This window comes from Lysobacter auxotrophicus (assembly GCF_027924565.1).
In the GTDB taxonomy this organism is placed as follows: Bacteria; Pseudomonadota; Gammaproteobacteria; order Xanthomonadales; family Xanthomonadaceae; genus Lysobacter_J; species Lysobacter_J auxotrophicus.
Genome location: NZ_AP027041.1, coordinates 23,665 through 48,788 on the forward strand (window position 1 = coordinate 23,665; position 25,124 = coordinate 48,788).

Annotated in this window: 24 protein-coding genes; 11 read left to right on the forward strand and 13 right to left on the reverse strand. The window is 69.2% G+C overall.

Annotated features, from left to right (window positions below; all coding sequences use genetic code 11):
• A complete protein-coding gene (locus LA521A_RS00115; RefSeq protein ID WP_281782142.1) occupies positions 1–1,035 on the reverse strand; it encodes an MBL fold metallo-hydrolase in 1,035 nt (344 codons plus the stop codon).
• 71 nt (positions 1,036–1,106) lie between these two features.
• Positions 1,107–1,574, reverse strand: a complete 468-nt coding sequence (locus LA521A_RS00120) for a hypothetical protein (RefSeq protein ID WP_281780392.1) — start codon at positions 1,572–1,574, stop codon at positions 1,107–1,109.
• A 150-nt stretch (positions 1,575–1,724) separates the two neighbouring features.
• On the opposite strand from LA521A_RS00120, the gene LA521A_RS00125 reads away from it, so the two are divergent.
• The 4 genes from LA521A_RS00125 (at position 1,725) to LA521A_RS00140 (ending at position 6,012) form a co-directional block, all read left to right on the forward strand.
• The gene (locus LA521A_RS00125; protein ID WP_281780393.1) at positions 1,725–2,408 is read left to right on the forward strand and encodes a response regulator transcription factor; all 684 of its coding nucleotides are present in this window, start codon (positions 1,725–1,727) and stop codon (positions 2,406–2,408) included.
• Positions 2,405–3,775 carry a sensor histidine kinase gene (locus tag LA521A_RS00130; RefSeq protein ID WP_281780394.1) on the forward strand — a complete coding sequence of 457 codons (1,371 nt, stop codon included), beginning with the start codon at positions 2,405–2,407 and terminating at the stop codon, positions 3,773–3,775. The genes LA521A_RS00125 and LA521A_RS00130 overlap by 4 nt, the downstream gene beginning before the upstream one ends.
• 82 nt (positions 3,776–3,857) lie before the next feature.
• A complete protein-coding gene (locus LA521A_RS00135) occupies positions 3,858–5,258 on the forward strand; it encodes an NIPSNAP family protein (RefSeq protein WP_281780395.1) in 1,401 nt (466 codons plus the stop codon).
• A 73-nt stretch (positions 5,259–5,331) separates the two neighbouring features.
• Positions 5,332–6,012, forward strand: coding sequence for a helix-turn-helix transcriptional regulator (locus tag LA521A_RS00140; protein ID WP_281780396.1), 681 nt, complete (start codon positions 5,332–5,334; stop codon positions 6,010–6,012).
• 94 nt (positions 6,013–6,106) lie between these two features.
• On the opposite strand, the gene scpC is transcribed toward LA521A_RS00140, so the two are convergent.
• On the reverse strand, positions 6,107–7,618 hold the full coding sequence (gene scpC, locus LA521A_RS00145) for a succinyl-CoA:acetate CoA-transferase ScpC (protein ID WP_281780397.1): 1,512 nt from the start codon (positions 7,616–7,618) through the stop codon (positions 6,107–6,109).
• A 145-nt stretch (positions 7,619–7,763) separates the two neighbouring features.
• On the opposite strand from scpC, the gene crcB reads away from it, so the two are divergent.
• Positions 7,764–8,144, forward strand: a complete 381-nt coding sequence (gene crcB, locus LA521A_RS00150; protein WP_281780398.1) for a fluoride efflux transporter CrcB — start codon at positions 7,764–7,766, stop codon at positions 8,142–8,144.
• A 94-nt stretch (positions 8,145–8,238) separates the two neighbouring features.
• Here crcB and LA521A_RS00155 read toward each other — a convergent pair whose 3' ends face one another.
• A complete protein-coding gene (locus LA521A_RS00155) occupies positions 8,239–8,871 on the reverse strand; it encodes a response regulator transcription factor (RefSeq protein ID WP_281780399.1) in 633 nt (210 codons plus the stop codon).
• Positions 8,868–9,971 carry a sensor histidine kinase gene (locus LA521A_RS00160; protein ID WP_281780400.1) on the reverse strand — a complete coding sequence of 368 codons (1,104 nt, stop codon included), beginning with the start codon at positions 9,969–9,971 and terminating at the stop codon, positions 8,868–8,870. Before LA521A_RS00160 ends, LA521A_RS00155 begins: the two co-directional genes overlap by 4 nt.
• A 156-nt stretch (positions 9,972–10,127) precedes the next feature.
• On the opposite strand from LA521A_RS00160, the gene LA521A_RS00165 reads away from it, so the two are divergent.
• Together LA521A_RS00165 and LA521A_RS00170 are read left to right on the forward strand one after the other, a co-directional pair.
• A complete protein-coding gene (locus LA521A_RS00165; RefSeq protein ID WP_281780401.1) occupies positions 10,128–10,835 on the forward strand; it encodes a DUF2306 domain-containing protein in 708 nt (235 codons plus the stop codon).
• Between the two features lie 133 nt (positions 10,836–10,968).
• A complete protein-coding gene (locus LA521A_RS00170; RefSeq protein ID WP_281780402.1) occupies positions 10,969–12,384 on the forward strand; it encodes an FAD/NAD(P)-binding protein in 1,416 nt (471 codons plus the stop codon).
• Positions 12,385–12,682: 298 nt separating this feature from the next.
• On the opposite strand, the gene phhA is transcribed toward LA521A_RS00170, so the two are convergent.
• The gene (gene phhA, locus LA521A_RS00175) at positions 12,683–13,576 is read right to left on the reverse strand and encodes a phenylalanine 4-monooxygenase (protein WP_281780403.1); all 894 of its coding nucleotides are present in this window, start codon (positions 13,574–13,576) and stop codon (positions 12,683–12,685) included.
• A gap of 120 nt (positions 13,577–13,696) precedes the next feature.
• Between phhA and LA521A_RS00180 the strand changes: the two genes are divergently transcribed.
• Positions 13,697–14,173 (forward strand): Lrp/AsnC family transcriptional regulator, encoded by a 477-nt coding sequence (locus tag LA521A_RS00180; RefSeq protein ID WP_281780404.1) that lies wholly within the window; start codon positions 13,697–13,699, stop codon positions 14,171–14,173.
• A gap of 1 nt (position 14,174) precedes the next feature.
• On the opposite strand, the gene fabR is transcribed toward LA521A_RS00180, so the two are convergent.
• The gene (gene fabR, locus LA521A_RS00185) at positions 14,175–14,825 is read right to left on the reverse strand and encodes an HTH-type transcriptional repressor FabR (RefSeq protein WP_281782143.1); all 651 of its coding nucleotides are present in this window, start codon (positions 14,823–14,825) and stop codon (positions 14,175–14,177) included.
• A 114-nt stretch (positions 14,826–14,939) separates the two neighbouring features.
• Here fabR and LA521A_RS00190 point away from each other — a divergent pair, with 114 nt between their 5' ends.
• Entirely contained in the window at positions 14,940–16,040 is a 1,101-nt protein-coding gene (locus LA521A_RS00190) for a ferredoxin reductase (protein ID WP_281780405.1), read from the forward strand.
• A gap of 16 nt (positions 16,041–16,056) precedes the next feature.
• Complete coding sequence (locus LA521A_RS00195) at positions 16,057–17,187, forward strand: fatty acid desaturase family protein (protein ID WP_281782144.1); 1,131 nt, start codon at positions 16,057–16,059, stop codon at positions 17,185–17,187.
• 181 nt (positions 17,188–17,368) lie between these two features.
• On the opposite strand, the gene LA521A_RS00200 is transcribed toward LA521A_RS00195, so the two are convergent.
• The 6 genes from LA521A_RS00200 to LA521A_RS00225 all read right to left on the reverse strand — a co-directional run bounded on the left by LA521A_RS00200 (position 17,369) and on the right by LA521A_RS00225 (position 23,775).
• Positions 17,369–18,436 (reverse strand): patatin-like phospholipase family protein, encoded by a 1,068-nt coding sequence (locus tag LA521A_RS00200; RefSeq protein ID WP_281780406.1) that lies wholly within the window; start codon positions 18,434–18,436, stop codon positions 17,369–17,371.
• 132 nt (positions 18,437–18,568) lie between these two features.
• Positions 18,569–19,594 carry a TIGR00266 family protein gene (locus LA521A_RS00205; RefSeq protein ID WP_281780407.1) on the reverse strand — a complete coding sequence of 342 codons (1,026 nt, stop codon included), beginning with the start codon at positions 19,592–19,594 and terminating at the stop codon, positions 18,569–18,571.
• 281 nt (positions 19,595–19,875) lie between these two features.
• Positions 19,876–20,577 carry an aspartate/glutamate racemase family protein gene (locus tag LA521A_RS00210; protein ID WP_281780408.1) on the reverse strand — a complete coding sequence of 234 codons (702 nt, stop codon included), beginning with the start codon at positions 20,575–20,577 and terminating at the stop codon, positions 19,876–19,878.
• Positions 20,578–20,648: 71 nt separating this feature from the next.
• Positions 20,649–22,310, reverse strand: coding sequence for a M20/M25/M40 family metallo-hydrolase (locus LA521A_RS00215; protein WP_281780409.1), 1,662 nt, complete (start codon positions 22,308–22,310; stop codon positions 20,649–20,651).
• 72 nt (positions 22,311–22,382) lie between these two features.
• Complete coding sequence (locus tag LA521A_RS00220; RefSeq protein ID WP_281780410.1) at positions 22,383–22,958, reverse strand: hypothetical protein; 576 nt, start codon at positions 22,956–22,958, stop codon at positions 22,383–22,385.
• A 49-nt stretch (positions 22,959–23,007) separates the two neighbouring features.
• Positions 23,008–23,775, reverse strand: a complete 768-nt coding sequence (locus tag LA521A_RS00225) for a rhomboid family intramembrane serine protease (protein WP_281780411.1) — start codon at positions 23,773–23,775, stop codon at positions 23,008–23,010.
• Between the two features lie 153 nt (positions 23,776–23,928).
• On the opposite strand from LA521A_RS00225, the gene LA521A_RS00230 reads away from it, so the two are divergent.
• On the forward strand, positions 23,929–25,098 hold the full coding sequence (locus tag LA521A_RS00230; RefSeq protein ID WP_281780412.1) for a class I SAM-dependent rRNA methyltransferase: 1,170 nt from the start codon (positions 23,929–23,931) through the stop codon (positions 25,096–25,098).
• Positions 25,099–25,124: the final 26 nt, after the last annotated feature.

Here is a 25,124-nt window from a genome sequence, read left to right on the forward strand (position 1 = left end):
CTACGGCGAGGGCAGCCACCACGCGCGCTCGGCGGGCGGCTCGCGCAGGTCCATCGCTTCGCCGAAGCCCGGCGTTGTTAGCGCTACACCACGTTCACGCGCGATCTGCGACACGCGTGTAAACGGTTCCTGCCAGCCGTGCAGCGCCAGATCGAACGTGCCGTTGTGCACCGGCATGAGCACGCGGCCGCGCAGGTCCACGTGCGCCTGCACCGTTTCTTCCGGCTGCATGTGCACGCCGCTCCACATCGCGTCGTACGCACCGCATTCCACCATCGTCACGTCGAACGGGCCCAGGCGCTCGCCGATGGCCTTGAAGCCGTCGAAGTAGCCGCTGTCGCCGCTGAAGAACACGCGCAGGCCATCGGCCTCGATCACCCACGACGACCACAGCGTCGGGTTCTTCGAGAACATCCCGCGGCCGGAGAAGTGCTGCGCCGGCGTCGCGACCAGGCGCACGCCGCCGATGCGGGTCTCCTGCCACCAGTCCAGCTGGCGCACTTTCGCTGCATCCACGCCCCACTCGACCAGCAGGTCGCCCACGCCCAGCGGCGCGATGAAATGGCGCGTCTTCGCCGCGAGCGCGAGCACCGCGGCGCGATCGAGATGGTCGTAGTGGTCGTGCGAAAGGATCACGCCTTCGATCGGCGGCAACTGGTCCAGCGCGATCGGCGGCGCGTGGAAGCGCTTCGGCCCGGCCCATTGCACGGGCGAGGCGCGCTCGGAAAACACCGGATCGGTCAGCCAGAAGCCGCCGTCGAGCTTGAGCAGCATCGTCGAATGCCCCAGCCGGAACAGCGAGCCATCCGGCGCGGCGAGCAGTTGCGCGCGCGTGATCGGCGTCACCGGCAGCGCGACGTCGGGGCGTGCGTCGTCGGACTTGTCGAACATGAAGCGCCACGCCATGCGCAGCATCTGCGGCCATCCCGCCTGTCTGGGCTTCACCGGAGTGCGGAATCCGCCGTCGCGGAACTGCGGCGAGTTCGCGTAAGGCGAGGCGGTGGTGGAACAGGCGGCGAGGGATCCGGTGGTCATCAGCAGCAGGCTCAGCAGCAGGGGGCGCGGCAGGGCGCGGAAAAGGTCAGACACGGCGTGGCGGCCGGAGTTCAGGCGAGCGGCACGACGTGGCGAACGCCGTCGCGTCGCGCATCGAGGGCGCCGAGGCGGGCCTCGTCGGACGCGTCGTGCCAGTGCAGCTGGACGCAGCCGAGCCGGCGGGCCATCGCGCGGACTTCGTCGAACAGGGCGGCTTCGGCCGCCGCCGCCCACGCATCGCGCGCGTGCAGGGTGTCGAGCTGGAAGCAGTAGCCGCGGGCACGCATGGAGAAGCCCACCGTCGCTACCGCGTGGCCGACGGCCTCGCCACCGACGAAGGCCAGCCATGCCCACGCGCGAACCGGCGCTTCGAACAGCGCTTCATGGAATTCGAGCAGGCCCGTGGCGGGCGCATCGTGGCCGTCGGCCTCGCGTGCCAGCCGCAGCAGCGTGGAGGCATCCTCCGGGCGGACCGGCCGCACCGTCACCGGCGACACCGCCGGCACGGGCATGCGGAAAAGCAGGGACGTCGCTGTCATGGGATCACCGGGGAAGGGGCCGACCGCGCCGCGCTACGATGCCGGCACGGCGCATGGGAAGCACAGGCTGCGCGCGGTCCTTTAAGAAGTTTTTAAACCCGGATGGCGACACTGCCGGCCGCAACGCCCCGCGAAGAACACGGTATCCCGATGAACCTGCTGCTGGTGGAAGACGACACGATGCTCGCCGAGGCGCTGTGCGCCGGGCTGCGCGCGCACGGCTTCCGCGTCGACACCGCCGGCGATGCCGCGCTGGCGCGCACCGCGCTGGTCGAACACGACTTCGACGCGGTGCTGCTCGATCTCGGCCTTCCCGGCAGTTCCGGTCTTTCCGTGCTGTCGTACCTGCGCGGCCGCTACGACGCCACGCCGGTCATCATCCTCACCGCGCGCGACAAGCTCAGCGACCGCATCGCCGGCCTGGACGCCGGCGCCGACGACTACATCGTCAAGCCCTTCCAGCCCGACGAACTCTTCGCGCGCCTTCGCGCGGTGATGCGTCGCACGCAGGGGCGCGTGTCGCCGGTGCTGAGCTGGCACAACATCGTGCTCGATCCCGCGCGGCGCGAGGTCACGCGCGACGGGGCCGCCGTGTCGCTCAGCGCGCACGAGTTCCGAACGCTGCTTCTGTTGATGGAACGCCAGGGCCGCGTGGTCACGCGCGAGCAGTTGGAGGAAGCGGTGTACGGCAGCTCCGGCACGATCGAAAGCAACACCATCGCGGTGTACGTGCACCAGCTGCGACGCAAGCTCGGCGAGCAGCTGATCGTCACCGTGCACGGGCAGGGATACCGCATCAGCAATGGCGTCGCGAGCGGCGGAGCGTCGGCATGAAGGCGCGTTCGCTGCGCTGGCGCCTGACGTGGGTGTCGGTGAAATGCGTGCTGGTCGCGTGGCTGGTGTGGCTCGGCTGCCAGGCGTGGCAGCTCTCGCGCGCGCACTACGGTTTCTGGGACGAATCGCAGCGTGAGGTCGCCGCGCAGATCCTCGAGTCCATGCCTGATGGCCTGCAAAGCCTGCCGCCGCGCGAACGTCCCGACGTGCCGGCGGGCCATCGCGACCACAAGATGAGCTGGCAGGTGTGGGCGGGCGGCCGCAATGTCGTGTACTCGGTGGCCGCCCCGGACGAACCGCTCAAGCCCGATTTCCGCGACGGCTTCGCGCGCCGCAAGATCGCCGGCCAGGTCTGGCACGTGTACAGCCTGTCCGATCCGAAGCGCGGCCTGATCGTGCAGGTCGGCCGGTCCAAGGAAATGATCGCCAACGAGATCGCGCGCTGGGTCGGCCTGAGCCTGCTGGCCGCGGGATTGATCTTCGTGCTGTTCGTGCTGACGGTGTGGATCGTGATCGGCCGATCGCTGCGACCCGTCGCCGCGCTGCGCGATGCGTTGCGCGCGCGGCCGCCGCTGGATCTCACGCCGTTGCAGGCGCCGGGGCTGCCCACCGAATTCAGCCCGCTGGTCGATGCCTTCAACGACCAGCTCACGCGCGTGGACCAGGCGGTGCAGAACGAACGCCGCTTCATCGCCGACGCCGCGCACGAACTGCGCACGCCGCTGGCGGTGTTGAGCGCCCATGCGGACCTTGCGCGCCGCGCCGCCACCGAAGAGGAGCGCGACACCGCATTGCGACGCCTGAGTGCCGGCGTCGCCCGCGCCGCGCGCCTGTCGGAACAGCTGCTGGACCTCGCGCGCCTGGACGCGCAGACCGTCGCACCGACCCTCCTGCCGCTCGACATCGCGCCGCTGCTGGTACTGGTCGTGCGCGATTTCGAGACGCTCGCGCGCGAACGCCATCAGCGCATCGGCCTGCGCACGGAAGACGGCCGCATCCTCGGCGACGTCGACCTGCTCGGCATCCTGATCCGCAACCTCGTCGACAACGCCGTGCGTTACGCGGGCGAAGGCGGACGCATCGAGGTGATCTGCCGGCGCGACGTGCGCGACGGCGTCGGCGGCATCGCGCTGTGCGTCGCCGACGACGGCCCCGGCGTGGTGAAGGACGAACGCGAGCGGATCTTCCACCGCTTCTATCGTGCCAACGGCGGCACCCACGGCGACGGTTCGCCGCGCAGCAGCGGCAGCGGCATCGGCCTGTCGCTGGTCGCGCGCATCGCGCGCACGCACCACGCGCGCATCCACGTCGAGGACGGGCTGGACGGCCGTGGCCTGGCGATCACGGTGTTCTTCCCGGCCGCCTGAGCGCGGCTGCTGACAGGACCCTGTCAGCAGCGCCGGCCGATCCTGACACCGTGCGATCGGCACGCTGGACCGGATCACCGCGATGGACCTCGACCTCGTTCTCCAGCCGGCCTGGCGCCGGCAGCGGCGCCTGTTCCTGCAACTGGCGGCGATCGCGCAGACCGCGTGGCTCGCACCGATGCGCGCCGGCGCGCGCGCACTTTCAAGAACGCAGGCGACGCCCACGATGCAGACCCCGACCGGTCACGACGGCCGACACGATTTCGACTTCCTCCACGGCCAGTGGAGCATCCGCAACGAGCGCCTGAAGCAGCGCCTGGCCGGATCGAACGACTGGGAGATCTTCCACGCCACGCAGCGCTGCCTGCCGCTGCTCGGCGGCCTGGGCAACGTGGACGATTTCATCAGTGACTGGACGCGTCCCGGCACGGACGAGCGATTCGTCGGCATGACGCTGCGCCTGTTCGGCGTGGAGTCGAAGCAGTGGTCGATCTACTGGGCCGGCAACCACGACGGCGTGCTCGATTCGCCGATGACCGGCGCCTTCGCCGACGAAGCGCAGGGCCAGCGCGTGGGCACGTTCCTCGGCGTGGACGAACACGAAGGCCAGCCGGTGCGCGTGCGCTTCCGCTGGAGCCAGGCGAGCGCGAACACCGCGCACTGGCAGCAGGCGTTTTCCGTCGACGATGGCGCGACATGGGAAACGAACTGGCACATGTGGTTCCGCCGCATCGACGACGCCGGGCGCGCGCTGCACGACGACCATGTCATCGAACTGCGCCAGTACGCGATGCAGCCCGCGCGACGCGACGAGCTCATCGCGCTGTTCGAGCGCGAATTCATCGAATCGCAGGAAGCGGTCGGCATGCACGTCATCGGTCAGTTCCGCGACCTCGACGCGCCGGACCGCTTCGTGTGGCTGCGCGGATTCGCCGACATGCCGGTACGCGCCGAAGCGCTGGACGGCTTCTACGGCGGGCCGACCTGGAAGCGTCATCGCGAAGCGGCCAACGCAACGATCGCCGACAGCGACGACGTGCTGTTGCTGCGTCCGGCGCGCGCGGGCTCCGGCCTTCCGACGCCCGCGACGCCGCGCCCGTCCTCGCAGGATGCACCCGCGTCGGGCGGGCTGATCGAAGCGGGCCTCTGCGCGCTCGACGCGCCGGCCGATGCGGGCTTCCTCGAACGCTTCGAACGCGACCTCGCGCCGCGCCTGAAAGCAGCCGGCGCGGAGGTGATCGGCCTGTACGTCACCGAAAGCAGCGCGAACACGTATCCGCGCCTGTCGGTGCGCGAAGGCGAGCAGGTGCTGGTGTGGTTCGCGCGTTTCGATGACGTCGACGCGCACCATCGCTACGAGACCGCGCTGCTGGCCGATGCGGCATGGCGCGACGCGGTCGCGCAATCGCTGCTGCACGGACTGAGGCAACCGCCGCAACGGCTGCGCCTGTCGCCGACGGCACGCTCGGAGTTGCGCGCGTGACCGCCGTCGCGCCATACGCCGGCGTGCAGATGCGGTCCGTTGAGGTCGGCACGGCGTCGCGCGATCATGGCGCATGCGCCGCGCCGACCGCCTCTTCCTCCTGATCCATGCCCTGCGTGGCCGCCGTTCCGCCATCACCGCGCAACGCCTGGCGCAGGAGCTCGGCGTTTCGTTGCGAACGGTGTATCGCGACGTCGCCGACCTGCAGCGCTCCGGCGTGCCGATCGAAGGCGAGGCCGGCGTCGGTTACCTGCTGCGCAAGGGTTCGGACATCCCCCCGCTGATGTTCACGCCCGACGAGCTCGAAGCCCTGGTGGTCGGCACGCGCTTCGTGCGCGCGTTCGGCGGCAACCGGCTGGGGCGTGAAGCGGCGGCGGCGTTGTTGAAGATCGAGGCGGTGCTTCCGCCGGAACTGCGCGACCGCAGCGATCGCACGCGCATCTTCGCGCCGGAAGTCGAGCGACTGGAAAACAGCGGCCTGATCGACGATCTCCATGCGGCGGTGACCGGCGCGCTGGTGTTGCGCATGAACTACCGGGACAACGACGCGCGACCGACCGAGCGCGTGATCGAACCGCTGTGCCTGGCCTTCTGGGGCGGCAGCTGGACGCTGGGTGCGTGGTGCCGTTTGCGCGGCGACTTCCGCAACTTCCGGCCGGACCGCATCGTCGATTACGCGCCGACGGGCGAGACGTTCGTGGAGACGCGCGAGCGGGGCTTGGCGGCGTATATGAAGGCGGTGCAGGGAAGCTGACGAACGCCGCTGTCATCCCGGCTTTCGCCGGGATGACGGTGGTCTCCAAAGCGGCGGTGGCGTAGTGTCGTGCGGCTCGATACGACGAAAAAACCTAGGGCCGCATCGACCCCGTTTCCACGAACCGCTCGTGCCACGACAGCGCCTCGCCCAGCAGATGCGGCGTGTGCTTGCCGAAACTCTCGCGGCATGCGCGGTCGAAGTAGTCCTGCAGCAGCGGTGCGTAATCCGGATGGGCACACTGGTCGATCAGCCGCTGCGCGCGCTGCTTCGGCGACAGGCCGCGCAGGTCGGCGATGCCGCGTTCGGTCACGATCACCATCACGTCGTGCTCGGTGTGGTCGACGTGGCTCGCCATCGGGACGATGGAGGAGATCGCGCCGTTCTTCGCCGTGCTCGGCGACATGAAGACCGACAGGTAGGCATTGCGCGCGAAGTCGCCGCTGCCGCCGATGCCATTCATGATCTTGGTGCCGGCCACGTGCGTCGAATTGACGTTGCCGTACAGGTCGACCTCGATCATGCCGTTCATCGCGATGCAGCCAAGTCGGCGCACGAGTTCGGGATGGTTCGAGATCTCCTGCGTGCGCAGCACGATGCGTTCGCGGTAGTAATCCACGTGCGCCAGGAATTCGTCGATCGCCGCCGGGCTGAGCGAGAACGACGTCGCCGACGCCACACGCACGACGCCGCGCTTGAGCAGTTCGAGCATCCCGTCCTGGATGACCTCGGTGAACGCGGTGAGGTCGCGATAACCCGCTTCGCCCAGCCCCATGAGCACCGCATTGGTGATGTTGCCCACGCCCGACTGCAGCGGCAGCAGCTGCGGCTGCAGGCGGCCGCGGCGGACTTCGTGCGCGAGGAAGTCGAGCAGGTGCGCGGCGATCTCGCGCGAGGTCGTGTCCGGCGGCGTGAACGGAGAATTGCGATCCGGCGCGTCGGTCTCGACCACCGCGATCACCTTGGACGGGTCGCAGCGCAGCCACGGCTCGCCGATGCGGTCGTCCGGATGCAGCAGCGGAATCGGCTTGCGGTTCGGCGGCAGCGCGGTGCCGTAGTAGACGTCGTGCATGCCTTCCAGCGCGGAGGGCTGCCAGCGGTTCACTTCCAGGATCACGCGGTCGGCCTGGTCCAGCCACGTCTTGTTGTTGCCGACCGACGAGGACGGCACGAGGTGGCCGTCCTCGGTGATGGCCGTCACTTCGATCACCGCGACATCGACCGCGCCGAAGAAACCGAACCACGTGTGCTGCGCGACGTGGCTCAGGTGCATGTCGATGTAGTGCAGCTCGCCCGCATTGATGCGCTCGCGCAGGTGCGGGTCGGACTGGTACGGCAGGCGCAGCTCGATGCCCTGCGCGCGGGCGAGCACGCCGTCCAGTTCCGGCGCCGTGGACGCGCCGGTCATCACCTTCACGCGGAAGTCCTCGCCGCGTGCATGCGCCTGTTCGATATGCGCCGCGAGCGCCTGCGGCACCGCCTTCGGGTAGCCCGCGCCGGTGAAGCCGCTCATCGCGACGGTCATTCCGGGCTGGATCAGGGCGGCGGCGTGCTCGGCGGACAGGCGCTTGTCGCGCAGGCCGGGGTGGCGGATGCGGTCGTTCATCGGGAGCGTGGCGGGCGGGGGAAGCCGCAGTCTAGACCCGCCGGTCGAGGCCGGCTTTCCCGATCGATGCGGGTTCTTTGCCGCGACTGGCCCGGCGATGCGCGGCCGCTTACCCTGCCCGTCTGGACTTCGCCGGAGATCGCGCATGCCCCTCGCCCTGCTCGCCATCGCCGCCGGCGCCGCGCTGGGCGCGTGGGCACGCTGGGGCCTGAGCCTGTGGCTGAATCCCGCGCACCACGCGGTGCCGATGGGTACGTTGGCGGCGAACCTCGTCGGCGGCTACCTGATCGGCCTGGCCGTCGCCGGCTTCGCGCAGGCGCCGCAACTGGCGCCGGAATGGCGGCTGTTCGTGATCACCGGGATGCTGGGCGGGCTCACCACGTTCTCGACCTTCTCCGCCGAGACGGTCGACCTGCTGCAGAAGCAGGCGTACGGGTGGGCCTTCGGCACCATCGCTGCGCACCTGCTCGGGTCGCTGGCGATGACGGGGCTGGGGCTCTGGACGGTGAAGATGGTGGCGCGCTAGCGCCTTTGCACCCCGGGAAAGCGAAGCGCACCCGGGGCAAGACGCGCGTTCCCGGGTGCGGCCTGCGGCCTTACCCGGGCTACAAACGCAGGCCTCAGATCACCCGCAGCGTGATCGCCTTCAGCACCGCGCGCGTGCGGTCGCGCGTGCCGAGTTTCTCCAGGATCACCGACACGTAGTTTTTCACCGTGCCTTCGGCCAGGAACATCGCCCGCGCGATTTCCTTGTTCGAATAGCCGCCGGCGAGCAGGCGCAGGATCGCGACTTCGCGCTCGGTGAAGTGCTCGCGCGGCGCCTCCTGCTGGTGGTACTGGTAGCGCGCGCGCACAGGGTCGGTACTGACCGGCTGCAGCAGCGTTTCGCCCGTCGCCACGCGTTCGATCGCCTCGCGAAGATCCTCCGGCGCCGCGTCCTTCAGCAGGAAGCCCTGCGCGCCGGCCTCGGTCGCCTGCAACAGCAGTTCGCTCTCGTCGAACGTGGTGAGCAGCAGCACCGGCGTCGCGTCGCCGCGCTCGCGCAGGCGGCGCAGCGCTTCGATGCCGTCCATGCCGGCCATGCGGATGTCGCTGAGCACCACGTCCACCGGCGTGTCGGCCAGCCGCTCGAGCAACTCGTTGCCGTCGTTGGCCTCGAACACGGTGACGATGCCGTGCCGTTCGAGCAGCGCGCGCAATCCCGCGCGGACGATGGCCTGGTCGTCGGCCAGCGCGATGCGAAGCGCCGTCATGCGGGCAGGCTCGCGTCGATGCGCAGCGAACCGCGTTCGGAGCGGCCGAATGCCAGGTTTCCGCCCGCGGCGGCGACGCGTTCGCGCATGCCCGACAAGCCGTTGCCTTCGCGGATCGCGCCGCGCAGCTGGCCGTCGTCTTCCACGCGAATGCGCAGGCGATCGCCCTCGCAGTCCAGCGACACCTGCACGATGTCCGCATCGGCATGGCGCGCGCTGTTGGTCAACGCTTCCTGCACCAGGCGCAGCACCGCTTCGGCGGTGGCCGGGTCGGTGACGCGCACCGACTCGGCGATGCGCAGCCGCAGCGACGGTCGCGGCATCGGCGCGGCGAGCGCGCGCAGCGCCGTGCCGAGGTCGAGCCCGCGATCGTCGCGCATCGCCTGCACGATGCCGCGGATGTCGCTGAGCAGTTCGGTCGAAAGCTGCTGCGCGATGGCGATTTCCGGACGCGCCGCGAACGCCGGATCCGCCGCGAGCGCGCGCAGGTTCAAGGTCATCGCGGTGAGCTTGTGGCCGGCGACATCGTGCAGCTCGCGGGCCACGCGCAGGCGTTCGTTGTCGCGCGCGCTGTCGGCCAGCAGCGCGCGCGTGGCGAGCAGGTCGGCGTTGACGCGCGCGAGCTGGTCGCGGGCGCGCTCGGCGCTCACCGCGTACCACGCGCACAACGCGGCGAAGAGCTGGAAGCCGGCGTGGATGAACACCACCGTGAGCGGCGCGCTGTGGCCGTCGTCCCGCAGCACGAACCAGAACGCGATGTCGGCCGCGATCACCGCCATCGCCGTGATGCGCAGCGGCATCGCCGCCGCCATCACCGCCGTCCACACGACCAGCAGCACCGGCGCGACCGACGGCTTCGGGTCGATCCAGACCAGCGTCAGCGCGATGAGCGGCATCAGCGTCAGCTGGACCGGTCGAAACCAGCCCACGCGCGGCAGGAAGTCCACCGCCAGCATCAGGACGGCGTACAGCGCCAGCAGCGCGATGGCCCACGGCAGCAGGTAGGCGGGCATCCAGCGGAAGGCCATGCCGACGGCCACCAGCGTGAAGAGGCCGGCGAGGTTGAGGGGCTGGAGCAGCGAGCGCATTCGTTCGTCCATGGGCACATGCTGCGGCCGCCGCGGCGAGGCGCGCAATGCATCGGGCGTCGAAAGTGACTTCCGGCAGGTCGTTGCGATGACGGCAGGCACTGAGGCCGCGGGCGAGCCGGGCGCATCGTGTGTCCCCATCGACACCTACGCGAAAGAGCCGCCGCCATGACCGCCTACCAGATGCTTGTCGCCGTGCACGTCCTCGTGGGCGCCGTCGCCCTCGTCGCCTTCTGGACCGCCGGCCTGCTGCGCAAGGGTACGCCGGCGCATCGCAACACGGGTCGCGTGTACCTGCTGGCGATGGTCGGCATCGTCATCACCGGCGCGCCGATGGCGATCACGCGCTGGCTAGACGGCCACGTCGTCACGGCGGCGTTCCTCGCGTACCTGGTGGTGATCACCAGCACCGGCGTGTGGGTGTCGTGGCGCGCGATCCGCGACAAGGCCGCGCCCGAGCGCTTCGTCGGACCGGTGTACGTCGCATTCGGTGCGCTGTCGCTGGCCTCGGGCGCGGGCGTGCTCGCGCTGGGCATCAAGGCCGGCGCGCCGCTGCTGATGGGGTTTTCCGCGGTGGGACTGTTCACCGGTCTGGACATGCTGCGTCGCCGCCTGCGCCGGGCGACATTCGCCAGGACCCCGCGCTGGTGGATGACGCAGCACTACACCGCGATGATCGGCAACGGCATCGCCACGCACATCGCGTTCCTCGGCATCGGCCTGCCGCGCCTGCTGCCGTCGGTGAACGGAACGGTGCTGCATTACCTGTCGTGGTTCGGGCCGATCGCCGTGGCGCTAGTCGCCAAGGTCATCCTGGATCGTCGCTGGAAGCCGCGCCCGGTCGCCCGGCCCGCCGCGCAGCCGCAGCGCGCGTGAAGGCCAGATTCCGTTGCGTTATGACGCACTGACGAACCGTTGCGTGAAAAGCGCCCGCGCGTAACCCACCGTTTACTTCCGCCGTCCGGCGATCGCCTACCAATAGGCGCACGACGACCCCGGAGTACACGACATGCGGATCAGCATCATCGGCGCCGGTTTCAGCGGCTGCGCACTGGCCACCGAACTCGCACGCGCGGCGTCGTCGGACGTGGACATCCAACTCGTCGGCGTGCCGGAAAGCTTCGGTCGCGGCGTCGCCTACGGCGAAGCGCGCCCGGAGCACCTGCTCAACGTGCGTGCGCGCGACCTGGGCGCCACCGCCGACCACCCCGGCGAGTTCGCCGACTGGCTCAACCTCACCGAGCGCGCGCGCACGACCTTCCTCCCGCGCCTGGTCTACGGCGAATACCTGCATTCGCGCCTGAACGCCGCCGCGCAGCTGTCGCTGGCCGGCTTCAACCGCATCGCGCAGGAGGCCATCGCGATCGACCGCGAAGGCCCGGCGTTCCGCGTGCACCTGGCCGACGGTTCGGATTTCGTCAGCGATCGCGTCGTGCTCACCGTCGGCGCGCTGCCGCCGCAGCCGCTGGCGGGCATCGGGCCGCGGCTGGCGGTGCATCCCAGCTACATCGCGTGGCCGTGGCAGAACGGGCTGGACGGCATCGGCGCCATCGACCACATCGCGCCGAACCAGCGCGTGCTCATCATCGGCACCGGCCTGACGATGGCCGATGTCGTCGCGACGCTGCATCGCCGCGGTCATCGCGGGCCGATCACCGCGTTGTCGCGACACGGGCTGCTGCCGCAATCGCATACCGACGAGCCGGCCGCGCCCATCGCCCTCCCGCCGACGGTGCTGCATGCGATCAACACGCACGACCTGCGCGAACTGGTGCGTGCGCTGCGCGCGCTGACGCCGATCGTCCCCGACTGGCGCAGCCTCATCGATGCGCTGCGTCCCTATCTGCAAGGTTTCTGGCGCGACCTGCCGACGCAGCGGCGCACGCAGTTCCTGCGACACCTGCGTTCGCACTGGGAAGTGTTGCGGCATCGCCTGGCGCCGACGTTGTCGCGCGAACTCGAGGAGATGCGCGTGCGCGGCCGTCTGCGTGTACGTGCCGGTCGCCTGCTGCGCGCGCGGCGTACCGGCGAAGGCGTCGAGGTGCTGATCCGCGAGCGCGGATTCGCGCATGCCAGTCGCGAGGAGTTCGACGTGGTGGTGCGGGCGACGGGGTTCGACACCGACGTCGATCGCACGAGCCATCCGTTGATCGCGCAGCTTCGCGATTCGGGCCTGATCACCGCCGACCCGCTGGGGCTCGGCATCGAGGCATCGCCGCGTTTCGAAGCGCTGGACGGCAGCGGTGCGCCGGTGCGCGGCCTGTACGCGCTGGGGCCGTTGCTTCGCGCGCAGTTGTGGGAAATCACCGCGGTGCCGGAGCTGCGCGTCGCCGCGCGATCGCTGGCGAAGCAGCTGCTCAGCGCGCAGGAGCGACAGGCGAGCGTGGGCATCCGGCGCGGGATGGAGGCGTTGGCGCGGCCGTAGTCGCAGGCCCCTTCGTCGCCCACCTGCCCCGTCATCCCGGCGAAAGCCGGGACCCAGGCACCTGGTGTTCGGGCACTCCCGCCAAGGCGAACTACAGCACCGTCATTCCCGCGAAGGCGGGAATCCATCAATCCGCCGTGTCACGTTTTGTCGAAGGTTGACGCCTGTGGGAGTTGGATCCCCGCCTTCGCGGGGATGACGGCATAGGCATGCGGAAGCGGCAGTGGCCTCAAGCGCGAGAGTTCTTCGGCGCTGGAGGCTTCGAATGCGTATGGCTCAAGCGTGCGGGCGCTTTACCTCAAACATCCCCACCCGCAGCCCACCCCTCGCCCGTGCCGCGGTTGAACACCGTGTCGGTGTCCAGCACGTGGCCGGCGGGAATCGAGTCGAGCTTCGCCAGCGACGCATAGATCGGCGTGAAGTCCGGACGCGTGGCTTCCATCAGCTGCTCGTAGCTGTCGATGACGAAGTACGTCTTCTGGAACGTGTCGATGCGGTACTGCGTGCGCATGATGCGTTCGAGGTCGAAGCCGATGCGGTTCGGCGCAGCGCTGTCGAGGCAGTGGATCGACTCGCCCTTGGACGACACGATGCCGCTGCCGTAGATGCGCAGGCCGTCGTCCTGTTTGATCAGGCCGAATTCCACCGTGTACCAGTACAGTCGCGTGAGGTTCACCAGCGCGTCCGGGCCGATGCCGTGCGCCTTCACGCCACCGCGGCCGTAGGCCTGCATGTAGTCGGCGAAGACGGGATTCATCAGCAGCGGCACGTGGCCGAACAGGTCGTGGAACAGGTCCGGCTCGGCGAGGTAGTCCAGCTGCTCGGGCTTGCGGATCCACCACGTCACCGGGAAGCGCCGGTTGGCGAGGTGATCGAAGAAGGTCAGCTCCGGCAGCAGGCCCTCGACGCCGACGAGCTCCCAGCCCGTCGCCTTGCGCAGCATGCGGTTGAGGTCGTCGTACTTCGGGATGCGGTCGGGCGTCATGCCCATCGCTTCCTGCGTGCGCAGGAATTCGTCGCTCGCCCGACCCACGAGAATTTCTCGCTGGCGCTTGAACAGCGTGCTCCAGACCTCGTGGTCGGTGGCGCTGTACTTGGCCCAGGGCTGCTCGACCACCGCCGTCGTATACACCGGCACGTAGCCCTTGTCTGTGAGCTGGTGTTCCACGCGGTTGGGGGTGCCGAGATTCATTCGCTGCTCCTGGTCGAACTTCGACTGTAGCGATCCCCCGGCGCAATGGGCTTGCGTTGTTGCGCGCTAACCGCCCTTTGACGCAAGATCCTTGCGTCAATCTGCCACGAAGCGCAATCCATGCCCGCCGTCGAACTCGATCGCACCGACCTGCTCGTGCTCGCGGAACTCCAGCGCGAAGGCCGGCTGACCAACGCCGAGCTGGCCGAGCGCGTCCATCTGTCCGCGTCCGCGTGCCTGCGCCGCGTGCAGCGGTTGGAGCGGGAAGGCGTGATTGCCGGCTACCGGGCCGAAGTGGATCCCGAGCGGCTCGGCCTCGGGCTGCAGGCCTTCGTCCGCGTGCAACTTTCCCGGCACGATGCCGACGCGATCGCCGCTTTTGTCGGCTTTGTGAACCAGTGGGGCGAGGTCGTCGCCTGCCACGCGCTGACCGGCGACATGGATTACCTGCTGCAGATCGTCGTGCAGGACCTGGAGCATTTCTCGCGCTTCCTGCTCGATCGGCTGCTGACGCAGGCAGGCGTCGCCGACGTCAATTCCAGTTTCGTGCTGAGGACGGTGAAGGCCTTCGGCGGAATGCCGCTGCCCGGGCGCTGAGTCAGCCTTGGCCGCGCAAACTGCGGGCTTCTTCGGCCAACGTCCGGGATCCCGCGATGATCATGCGCACCATCAGCGTAAGCTGACGGACCAGTTCGGGGTCCTTTTCACGCGGCAGGTCCACGGCGGTGGCACCCATCGCGAAGACCAGGCGCGTGATCGCCTTGGCCACCAGCGCCGGCTCGCGCAGGGTCACGCCCTGAGCGGCGTTGATCTGGATGAGGCTGATGCGCAGCTCTTCCTCGAAGAAGCTCAGCTGGCGGTCGACGGCGTGCTTGAAGGCGTCAGACCCGGCGGTGCCCTCGCGCAGGAGCACGTGCAGCAGCTGGTCGTCGGCGCGCAGCTGTTCCATGAAGGCCTCGACCGCGCCGCGCACGGCGCTGCGGTCGATCGCCGCGCGAACCCGGGCGGCGTCGATGATCTTCTGCAACGAAAGGCCGGCAAGATCGATCAGTGCCACCGCCAATTCGTCCATGTCGCGGAACTGGCGGTAGAAGCTGTTCGGAGCGATGCCCGCCTCGCGCGCCACCTCGCGCAGGCTCAGCGTGGAGACGCTGCGATGCGGGCCGATGAGCTTGAGCGCCGCCGCCAGCAGGTCTTCGCGCGAGATCGCCGACTTTCGACCCGCGATGTGCTCGGAATCGGCGGGAATGTGGGTGGTTGGGCTCAAGGCGGCGGGCACGGCGGCGATCGGTCCGGCATCATATCGGGGATTTAATATACAGTCGTATACACATCTGTGCGCATGCCTGTATAGTGCATCGCCATGAGTGCCGTTCTCCGTTCCCACAAGCGCCCGCGCGGTCTGCGGCGCCTGCTCCATGCCTGCGTCGCCCCGAGCGTGTTCGACTTCTGGGCGCAGCGCCTCGACCGCACCTGGACCTGGGATCGCCCGCTCGCGCGCATCGTCGAGCGACGCGCCGAATCGCGCGACGCGATCACGCTGGTGTTGCGTCCGAACCGCCACTGGCGCGGCTTCCGCGCCGGCCAGCACGTCAACGTCAGCGCCGAGATCGACGGCGCGTCGGTCACGCGCAGCTACAGCCTCAGCGCCGCACCGCGCGCCGACGGCCTGCTGGCGATCACCGTCAAGCGCGTCGACGGCGGCAAGCTCAGCACCTGGCTGTTCGATAGCGCCTGCGTCGGCGATGTGCTGCACATCGGCCCGGCGTTCGGCGAGATGACCTGGCCGCAAACCCATGACGCCGGCTGGCTGCTGCTCGCGGCCGGCAGCGGCATCACGCCGCTGATGGCGCTGGTGCGCGAACACGCATCGCGCGGCATGCCCGCGCCGGTGACGCTGCTGTACTGGGCACGCACGCGCGAGGAGCTGTGCTTCGCCGACGAACTCCTGGCGCTGGCCGACGCGCATCCGGACTTCGCCGTGCATTGCCTTCTCACGCGCGAAACCGACGCGTCGGACACCGCACCGGCCGGTCGCCTCGATGCCGCGCAACTCGCCGCGCTCGTCCCCGACGCCTCGCAGCGACGCGTCTACGCCTGCGGCCCGTCGGGCTTCGTCGATACGGCGCGCGCGCTGCTGGACGGCAACGCGCGCAGCTTCCACGCCGAAGCGTTCACGCCGCCGGCGCGCTCGTTCGAAGACACGGGCGAGGCCGTCGTCACCCTGCAACGCAGCGGCCGCACGCTGACCGTGCCGCGCGGGCAGTCGCTGCTCACGGCGCTGGAAGCGCAGGGCATCAAGCCCGCGTCCGGCTGCCGCATGGGCATCTGCAATACCTGCGCATGCGGCAAGTCCGCCGGCGCCACGCGCGACCTCACCAATGGCGAGGTCCGCACCGAACCGTCCTCCGCGCTGCGCCTGTGCATCAGCGCCGCCGCGGGCGACATCGAACTGGATCTGTGAGTTGAGCCGCACCGACATGACGTTCCGCAACCGCGCACTTTCCCCTGCAGAACTCGACCGCTTCGGCGAGGAACTCGACGCGCTACGCAAGCGCACCGTCGCCACGCTCGGCCAGCGCGACGCCGACTACATCCGCTCGATCGTCGCGTGGGTCCGCTGGACCGAGGTCGCCGGTCGCGGCCTGCTGTACCTGGGCGCGTTCTCGCTGCTGTTCGCGCCGGTGCTGCTGTGGCCGGCGTGCGTGCTCGGCGCGCTGCTGCTGGGCCTGTCGAAGATCCTCGAGAACATGGAGCTGGGCCACAACGTCATCCATGGCCAGTACGACTGGATGCGCGACCCGCACCTGGACGGCAAGACGTACGAGTGGGACATCGTCGGCACCGCCGACAACTGGCGCCACACGCACAACTTCCGCCACCACACCTACACCAACGTGCGCGGGCTCGATGACGACATCGGCTACGGCCTGCTGCGCATCTTCCCGGAGCAGCGCTGGCGCGCGTACTACCTGATGCAGCCGGTGATCGCGGTCGTGTTCGCGCTGCTGTTCGAGTGGGGCGTGGCGATCCAGAACCTCAAGCTCGGCCGCTGGATCCACGGCAAGGTGTCGAACCGCCAGATGTGGCGCATGTTCAAGCCGGTCGGCCGCAAGATGGCGCGGCAGATCGTGAAGGATTACATCGTGTTCCCCGCGCTGGCCGGCCCGTTCTTCCTGCCGGTGCTGCTGGGCAACGTCGTGGCGAACATCATCCGCAACCTGTGGACGTACACGATCATCTTCTGCGGCCATTTCACCGCCGAAGCCGAGACGTTCCCCAAGGAATGCGTGCGCAACGAATCGCGCGGCCACTGGTACCTGCGCCAGCTGCGCGGCTCGTCGAACATCAGCGGCGGTTGGCTGATCGACGTGCTGTCGGGCAACCTGAGCCACCAGATCGAGCACCACTTCTATCCGGACGTGCCGGCCAACCGCTACGCCGCGATGGCGGTGGAAGTGCGCGAGATCTGCAAGCGCTACGGCCAGCACTACAACACCGGCTCGCTGCCGAAGCAGTTCGGCCAGGTGGTGTGGCGCATCGTGCGGCACGCGTTCCCGAGCCGGCCGCGGCGTACGGCGCCGCTAGTGGCGGCGACTGAGGCGACGTAAGTCCCTGTGCTTTATCCCCTCTCCCGTCCACGGGAGAGGGTCGGGGTGAGGGCAACGGAGCTTGAATACGAAAAAAGCCCAGTGCATCGCTGCACTGGGCTTTTGTTTGTGCGCTGCACTTGCCCTCACCCCAACTCCTCTCCCGCTGGCGGGAGAGGAGCTAGAGCGAGCAGGTTGAGGGTTACCGCGACAAAACCCCCTGCTCCGCCAGCGCCTTGCACTGCGGAGCGCGGCGCAGCTTCGACATCCACTTGCGGTCTTCCTCCTCACAGAATGCGCGCAGCTTCGCCTGCTCGGCCTTCGCATCCGCCGCGCGACGTGCGGCGATCGCCTCGTCCTGGCGCGCCTTCTGCCATTGCGCGACCTTCGCGCGGATCTGCGGCATGGCCGCCAGCGCGGCGCGTTCGCCTTCCATGATCGCGTTGTTGCGCTGCTCGAAGTCCGCCGGGCCGATCTCGTTCACGCTCGGGCGGATCACCACGTCGGCGCGCGCCAGTTCCTGTGCGCCAAGCTTCTGGCCCATGATCGTGATCGACTGGTTGACGTTGCCCAGCATGCTGCCCGGGTTCTTGCCGCTGGCCTTGCTGGAGATGTCGACCGCGATGACGAAATCCGCGCCGAGCTGGCGCGCCGCGTCGACCGGCACCGGACTTACGACGCCGCCGTCGACGTAGTGGAACTTGCCGATCGCCACCGGCTCGAACACGCCGGGGATGCTGCTGGACGCGCGCACCGCCTGGCCGGTGTTGCCGCGCACGAACACGGTGCGGTCGCCGGTTTCCAGGTTGGTCGCCACCGCCGCGAACGGCATGCGCATGCGCTCGATCGTCTTTCCGCCGACCAGCTGGTTCACGTAATCCTGCAGCTTCTGGCCTTTCACCACGCCGCCGGAGAACAGGCTGACGTCGCGGATCTCCGCCTCGTCCAGCGAGAACGCCGTCTTCTGCATCGCGAAGGCGTCCATGCCGCTGGCGTAGAGCGCGCCAACCACGCTGCCCGCGCTGGTGCCGGAGACGACCACGGGCTGGAAGCCGTTGGCTTCGAGCATCTTGATCACGCCGATGTGCGCGAAACCCTTCGCCGCGCCGCCGCCGAGCGCGATGCCGATGCGGATCTTCGGCGCAGGTGCGGTGGGCGCGACGACGGCCGGCGGCGGAGTCGGCTTCACGGCCTCGCCGCCGCCGCAGGCGCCCAGCAGCACAGCGAAGGAAGCGAGCAGGAAAGGGCGCAGCGAACGGAACGGTTTCATGGACACGAGGCGGAAGTGGAAGCGATCAGCGGCGCAGGATACATGGGCGGACAGAGGCGGCACGGCGCGCACGCGGGAGACATCCAGGCGGGATAACGCCGCCTGGACACGCCGGGCTTCTTCGTCAGGACGTCAGAACGCGTTGTCGCCGTCGAGGATGCGGCCGAGCCCACCAAGCACCGAGCCTTCGCCGCGCGCCTGCCCGCCGCCCTGAGGCGCCGCGGCCAGCATGCGACCGGCCATGCGCGAGAACGGCAGCGACTGCAGCCACACCTTGCCCGGGCCGGTCAGCGTCGCGAGGAACATGCCCTCGCCGCCGAACATCATGCTCTTGATGCCGCCGACTGCCCGCACGTCCATCTGCACGGTGTCGTGGTAGGCCATCACGCAGCCGGTATCGACGTCCAGGCGCTCGCCGGCGCGCAATTCGCGCTCGATCACCGTGCCGCCCGCGTGCACGAACACCCAGCCGTCGCCTTCCAGCTTCTGCATGATGAAACCCTCGCCGCCGAACAGGCCGGTGAGGATGCGCTTCTGGAACGCGACGCCGACCGACACGCCGCGCGCGCCGGCCAGGAAGCTGTCCTTCTGGCAGATCAGGCGGCCGCCGTGCTCGTCGAGCTTCATCGCCAGCACCGTGCCCGGATACGGCGCGGCGAACGCCACGCGCGCCTTGCCCGTGCCCGTGTGCGTGAACACCGTGGTGAACAGGCTTTCGCCCGTGAGCACGCGCTTGCCGGCGGAGAAGATCTTGTCCATCAGGCCGCCGCCGCCCTGCCCCGACTGCCGGCCGTCGCCGAAGACCGTGTCCATCTGCACGACGGCGTCCTTGTACATAAGCGCGCCGGCTTCGGAGATCGCGCTTTCGCCCGGATCGAGTTCGACCTCGACGAACTGCATGTCGTTGCCGACGATGCGGAAATCGATGTCGTCGCTGCTGCGCGATGCGGCCGACGGCGTCGGCGGCGGCAGGTGCACGGGCTGCACGCCGGTGGCTTCGGCGAATTCCGGCACGGAACGAACCGCCTGCCAGCCGGACAGGCCTTCGCGCCAGCACAGGTCGTCCGGATGCTGGCGGGCATGGTTGCGCGCCGCGGTGGGGTCGAGCGGGCCGATGCGTTGCGAACTACCGGCGGAAACGAAATACCACTGCGTCATGGGGATCCTGGATTCGCGTCGGAAAGCGCCGAGTGTAGCCGTGCGATGTGGCGTGACATGGGCGGGAGGTCATTGCGGGCGAGCAGTCGATGCGTGCGTTTAGCTCGCGGTCTGCATCGGCCTTTGACGAGGTGACGCGCGGAAGCAACAGCGCAGCGCGGTCATGCATCGGAAGTTCGAAGCCTTCGCTCCGTTACCCCTCACCCCAACCCCTCTCCCGAGGGGAGAGGGGCTAACGTGCCGCGCGTGGTGCGCGCTCCGGCGGCCGAAAGCCAATCACCTCAAGCGCCGTCACCCAGCGCCGCCAGCGCCGCCGCGCGCGCATGCAGCGCCGTCGTGTCGAACAGCGGCACGTTCGCGTCGCCCTCGCCCACCAGCAGGCCGATCTCCGTGCAGCCCAGGATGATTCCCTGCGCACCGCGCGCCACCAGCGCGTCCATCACGCGGCGGTACTGCGCGCGCGAGGCCTCGCGGATCACGCCCTGGCACAGCTCGTCGTAGATCACCCGATGCACGATGTCGCGCTCGTCGGGCTCCGGAACCAGCACTTCAAGCCCGTGGCGCTCGACGAGCCGCTGCCGATAGAAGTCCTGCTCCATCGTGAATCGCGTGCCGAGCAGGCCGATGCGCCCGATGCCGTGCGCGCGGATCGCCGCGCCCGTCGCATCGGCGATGTGCAGCAGCGGCAGGCCGCTCGCCGCCTCGACCGCGCCGGCGACCTTGTGCATCGTGTTGGTGCAGATCACCAGCAGTTCCGCGCCGCCAGCCTTCAGCGACCGCGCCGCATCGGCCAGCACCTCGCCCGCGCCGTCCCAGTCGCCGGCATGCTGGAGCTTCTCGATCTGCGCGAAATCCACGCTGTACAGAAGCAGGCGCGCCGAATGCAGCCCGCCGAGGCGCTCCTTCACCGTCTGGTTGACGATCCGGTAATACGGGACGGTCGATTCCCAGCTCATCCCGCCGATCAGGCCCAGCGTTTTCATCGTTTACCCCGTTGCGTTGTCCTGGGGCGCGATCTTCGCGATCCCGCCGGGCAAGCCAAGCGGAAAGAACCTCAGCGCGCGGCTTCCTTCCGGCCGAACTTCTCGCCGAAGAAATCGCCCGCGTTCCACTGCGGCCGCTGCGGCGAATCCGCGATCAGCCGCCCGATGCGCGCGTTGAGTTTCGCCAGCCGCGCCGCGTCGGGCCAGTGGATCGGTTGCGAGAGGTCGTCGCCCGGCTGGTGGTAGCGCTCGGCGAGGAACGCCTCCTGCACCGCCTTCGCATCGCCGTTCACGCCGGTGTAGCCGCCATCCAGATATACCGCCGGCACGCCGGCGCGGATGAACGCGTACTGGTCGCTGCGCACGAAGACCACTTCCTCCGGCGACGGATCCTTCGACAGCGACACGCCGATCTCCTTCGCCGCCTGTTGCACGAGGGGCTGCAGCGTCGAATGCTCCAGCCCGATCGGCACCACGTCGGACGTCGGCGCCAGCAGCATCGGCATGTCCATGTTGACGTTGGCGACCATCGAGGCGGCCGGCACCGTCGGATGGCGCGCGAACCACTCGGCGCCGAGCAGGCCCTTCTCCTCGGCCGTCACCGCCACGAACAGCAGCGAACGCTTGGTCGGGCCGTTCTCGTGCGCCAGCCGGTTCGCCGCCTCGAGCATCACCGCGATGCCCATCGCGTTGTCGAGCGCGCCGTTGTAGATCGCATCGCCCTTCACCGGCGCACCGATGCCGACGTGGTCCAGGTGCGCGCTGAAGACGACGTGTTCGCCCGACCGCTTCGGATCGCCGCCCGCGAGGCGGGCGACGACGTTGCGCGAATCCACCGGCGTGATCTGCGTGTGCGAGGCCAGGCGCAGCGTGCCGGGGAGGTCGAACGCGCGCAGCTTGCCGTCGCGGAGCTCCTGGAACAGCTGCTTCGCGGTGTGCGTGCCGGTGGCCAGCACGGCATCGGCCTTGTCGGCGGACACGATCGCGCTGCCGCGCAGTTCCGGCCACGTATCGATGCCCTTGCCGTCTTCGCCGCGCAGGCGCATGCCCGGGCGGTTCCAGTTCGCGGACAGGCGCGGCCACTGCCTGGCTTCATCGTCGGTCATCACCACGACCACGCCGACGGCGCCTCGGCGCACGAGTTCCTCGGCCTTCGTGCGGCGCGAGGAATAGAACGCGCGGCGATCGTTGTCGAACTTCGCCGGCGCGCCGTTGAACATCACGGCGATCTTGCCCTTCACGTCCACGCCGGCGAAGTCGTCGTGCCCCAGCTCGGGCGCATGCACGCCCTGCCCAACGAACACCGCCGGCGCGTCCACGCTGGCCTGGGCTTCGTTGAAATTGATGCCGGGAAGGAAATCGTCGGGGAACTTCAGCGCCTGCTCGCCGCCGCCGCGCGCGATCGCGAAGGCATTGCCGTCGGCCTGCAGCACGCCGCGCAGCATCGGCACGCGCTGGAAGTAGCTGCCGTCATCGCCCGCTGGCGCCAGGCCGATCGCGCGGAAACGCTGCGCGACATACAGCGAGGCCAGGTCGTAGCCGCGGGTACCGGCTTCGCGGCCTTCCAGCAGGTCGTCGGCGAGGAAGCGCACGTCGGCCTCGATGCGACGCGCGTCGCTGCTGGCGCTCGCGTCGTAGGTGTCCTTCACCGGCGCCGATGCGGGCGCGGGCGGCGTCGCGTTCTGGCAGGCCGCGAGGGCCAGGGCAAGGCTGAGCAGCGCGATGCGGCGCATGGGCGGTTCCATGGAAGGCGAAGCCGCGACGCTAGCACCCGACCCCGGGCCCGCCAAATGCCGTTCGGCCCGTTATTCCGGCAGCAGAACGCCCACCAGCACCAGCAGCCACAGCACGCCGCCGACGAGAAGCCACAACCAGTTCGCCCAGCCCAGGCGTGCGTTCAATGCGCCGAGCTTGTCCCCGCACGCCAGGTTCGCCGCGCGCTGGATGTTCACCATCGACCAGGCGGTCGGCGGCAGCAGGAACACCGGCAACCAGCTGGCCATGGGCGACACGCTTTCGGGGATGCGGCTCGCGATCGTGCTCACGATGCTCAAGACGATGAACCAGACGGCATTGGCGCCGGGGGACCACGCGTGGCGCTGGTTCTCGCGGCGCAGCCGGTCGTCGATCTCGTCGGCGAGCAGCCGCACGAAGAAGATCGGGAACAGCGCGCGCGCCACCGGCCACATCGGCTGCCGGCGGAACCGCTTGTAACGGGCCCAGTGCATGTAGAACCAGAACAGCGGATACAGGCCGAACGTCGCGAAGTACAGCAGCACGAGCTTGGTCGTGCCGGTGACGAAGAACTCGGTGCCGGCCGCAGCGACGCGCTGCGTATCGACCACCGGCGTGGCCGGCGGCGCGTAAAGGTTTTCGCTCATGGTGATCTCCCCTGGTGCGCCGACTCTAACGGCGCCCGGGGAGTCGCGGCTAGGGCTCGCGACGTGGCGGGAAACGCAGCACGACGCCGTTGTCGCGTTCCGGCCGGTTCCACAGCACCGGCACCTCGCGCGGCGGCGGTGGTTCGAGTTCGTCCGACAGCGGCGCGATGGTGGCGTCTTCCTCGTCTTCCCAGCTGTAACGCTTGCGCGGCGGCAGCGGGTCGGTGCGGCGCAGCAGGTAGGCCGCGATCACGCTGGCGATCGCGCCGCCCAGGTGCGCCTGCCACGACACGCCCGGCTCGCGCGGAAGGATCGTCAGCAGCATGCCGCCGTAGAACATGAAGGCGAGCATCGCGGCGGCGATCGACGCACGATCCCGGCGCAGCAGGCCCAGCACGAACACCAGGAACATCAGGCCATGCGTGATGCCGCTCGCGCCGAGGTGCCGCGTGCCTTCATCGCCCAGCAACCACGCGCCCAGCCCCGAGCCCAGCCACAGCAGCGGCAGCGCGCGGATCGTCGCCTTCGGATACAGCCCGCCGGCGAGCGTGCCCAGCATCAGCAGCGCGATCGAGTTGGCGGCGACGTGTTCGAACGAGCCGTGCAGCAGCGGCGCCATGAGCAGGCCGCGCAGGCCCTCGACCGACCACGGCTGCACCGTCCAGGCCGACACGTCGAAATGCCGCTGCGCGCTGAAGATCGCCAGCAGCACCAGCACGAACGCCAGGCTCGCGTTGAAGGCCCGCAGCCAGCGGCGCTTGTCCGCGCTGCGCTGCTCGGGGGTGTCGGGGACCGCTTCGGGCGTGGGCAGGTGCATGCGATGGACATTGAACCGCCGGATCGCGAATACAAGGCCGGCGCGGTGGGCCAATGCATCCCGCGATCCCGCCTGCCGGGGCTCGCGACGAAGGCGCCGGGAATATCGGCCCGGAAAACGCGGGCGCGCAGCCCGACCCCGTAAAATGCCGCGATGAACGCTCCCCTGCCCTCCGTACGCCTCAAGAACGCCTGGAAATCCACCCACCCCTGGATCTTCCAGCGCCTCGTCGACAAGCCCGCCCAGCGGCCCAAACCCGGCGCCATCGTCGACGTGCTGGGCGTGGACGGCGACTGGATCGGCCGCGGTTTCTACAACGGCCACTCGCGCATCGCCGTGCGCATCCTCGAAACCAACCCGGACATCGACGTCGACGCCGGCTGGTTCGCCCGCAAGATCGCCGACGCCGTCTCGCTGCGCCGCGACGTGCTCAGGCTGGATGAGGTGAGCGACGCCTGGCGCGTGGTGCACAGCGAGGGCGACGGCCTGTCGGGCCTGGTCGTCGACCGCTACGGCGACCTGCTGGTGGTGGAGTTCTTCAGCGCCGGCATGTTCCGCCACCGCGAATGGGTCTACGACGCGCTCAAGGCGCAGTTCCCCGGCTGCCGCTTCTACAGCTTCGCCGACGAACACGTGCAGAAGCAGGAGTCGTTCGATTTCCGCGGTACCGAGCCCGTGCCGCCGGCCGTCATCACCGAATACGGCATCAAGTTCCGCGCCGACCCCGCCGGCGCGCACAAGACCGGCTTCTTCGCCGACCAGCGCGAGAACCGGCAGTGGCTGTCGCAGCAGGTCGAAGGCAAGACGGTGCTCGACCTGTGCTGCAACACCGGCGGTTTCGCCGTGTATTCGGCCGTGCGCGGCGCCAGCGAAGTGCTCGGCGTGGACATCGACGCCGACGTGATCGAGATCGCCAAGGGCAACGCGAAGCTCAACAACGTGCGCCCGCGCTTCGTGCAGGCCGACATCTTCCCGTGGCTGCGCGACGCCGGCCTGCGCGGCGACCGGTACGACGTGGTGATCCTCGATCCGGCGAAGATGACGCGCGATCGCGAGCAGGTCATCCCGGCGCTCAAGAAGTACCTCGACATGAACAAGCTGGCGCTGGGCGTGGTGAAGCCCGGCGGCCTGTTCGCGACGTTCTCGTGCACCGGCCTGGTCAGCGAGGACCAGTTCCTCGACATGCTGCGGCGCGCCGCGTACTACTCCGGCCGCACCGTGCAGGTGCTCAAGGTCGCCGGCGCCGGCGCGGACCATCCGTGGCTGGCGCAGGTGCAGGAATCGCGCTACCTGAAGGCCGTGTTCTGCCGCGTGGTGGACTGACGCGCCCTGCCCTCGCGCGCCGACGT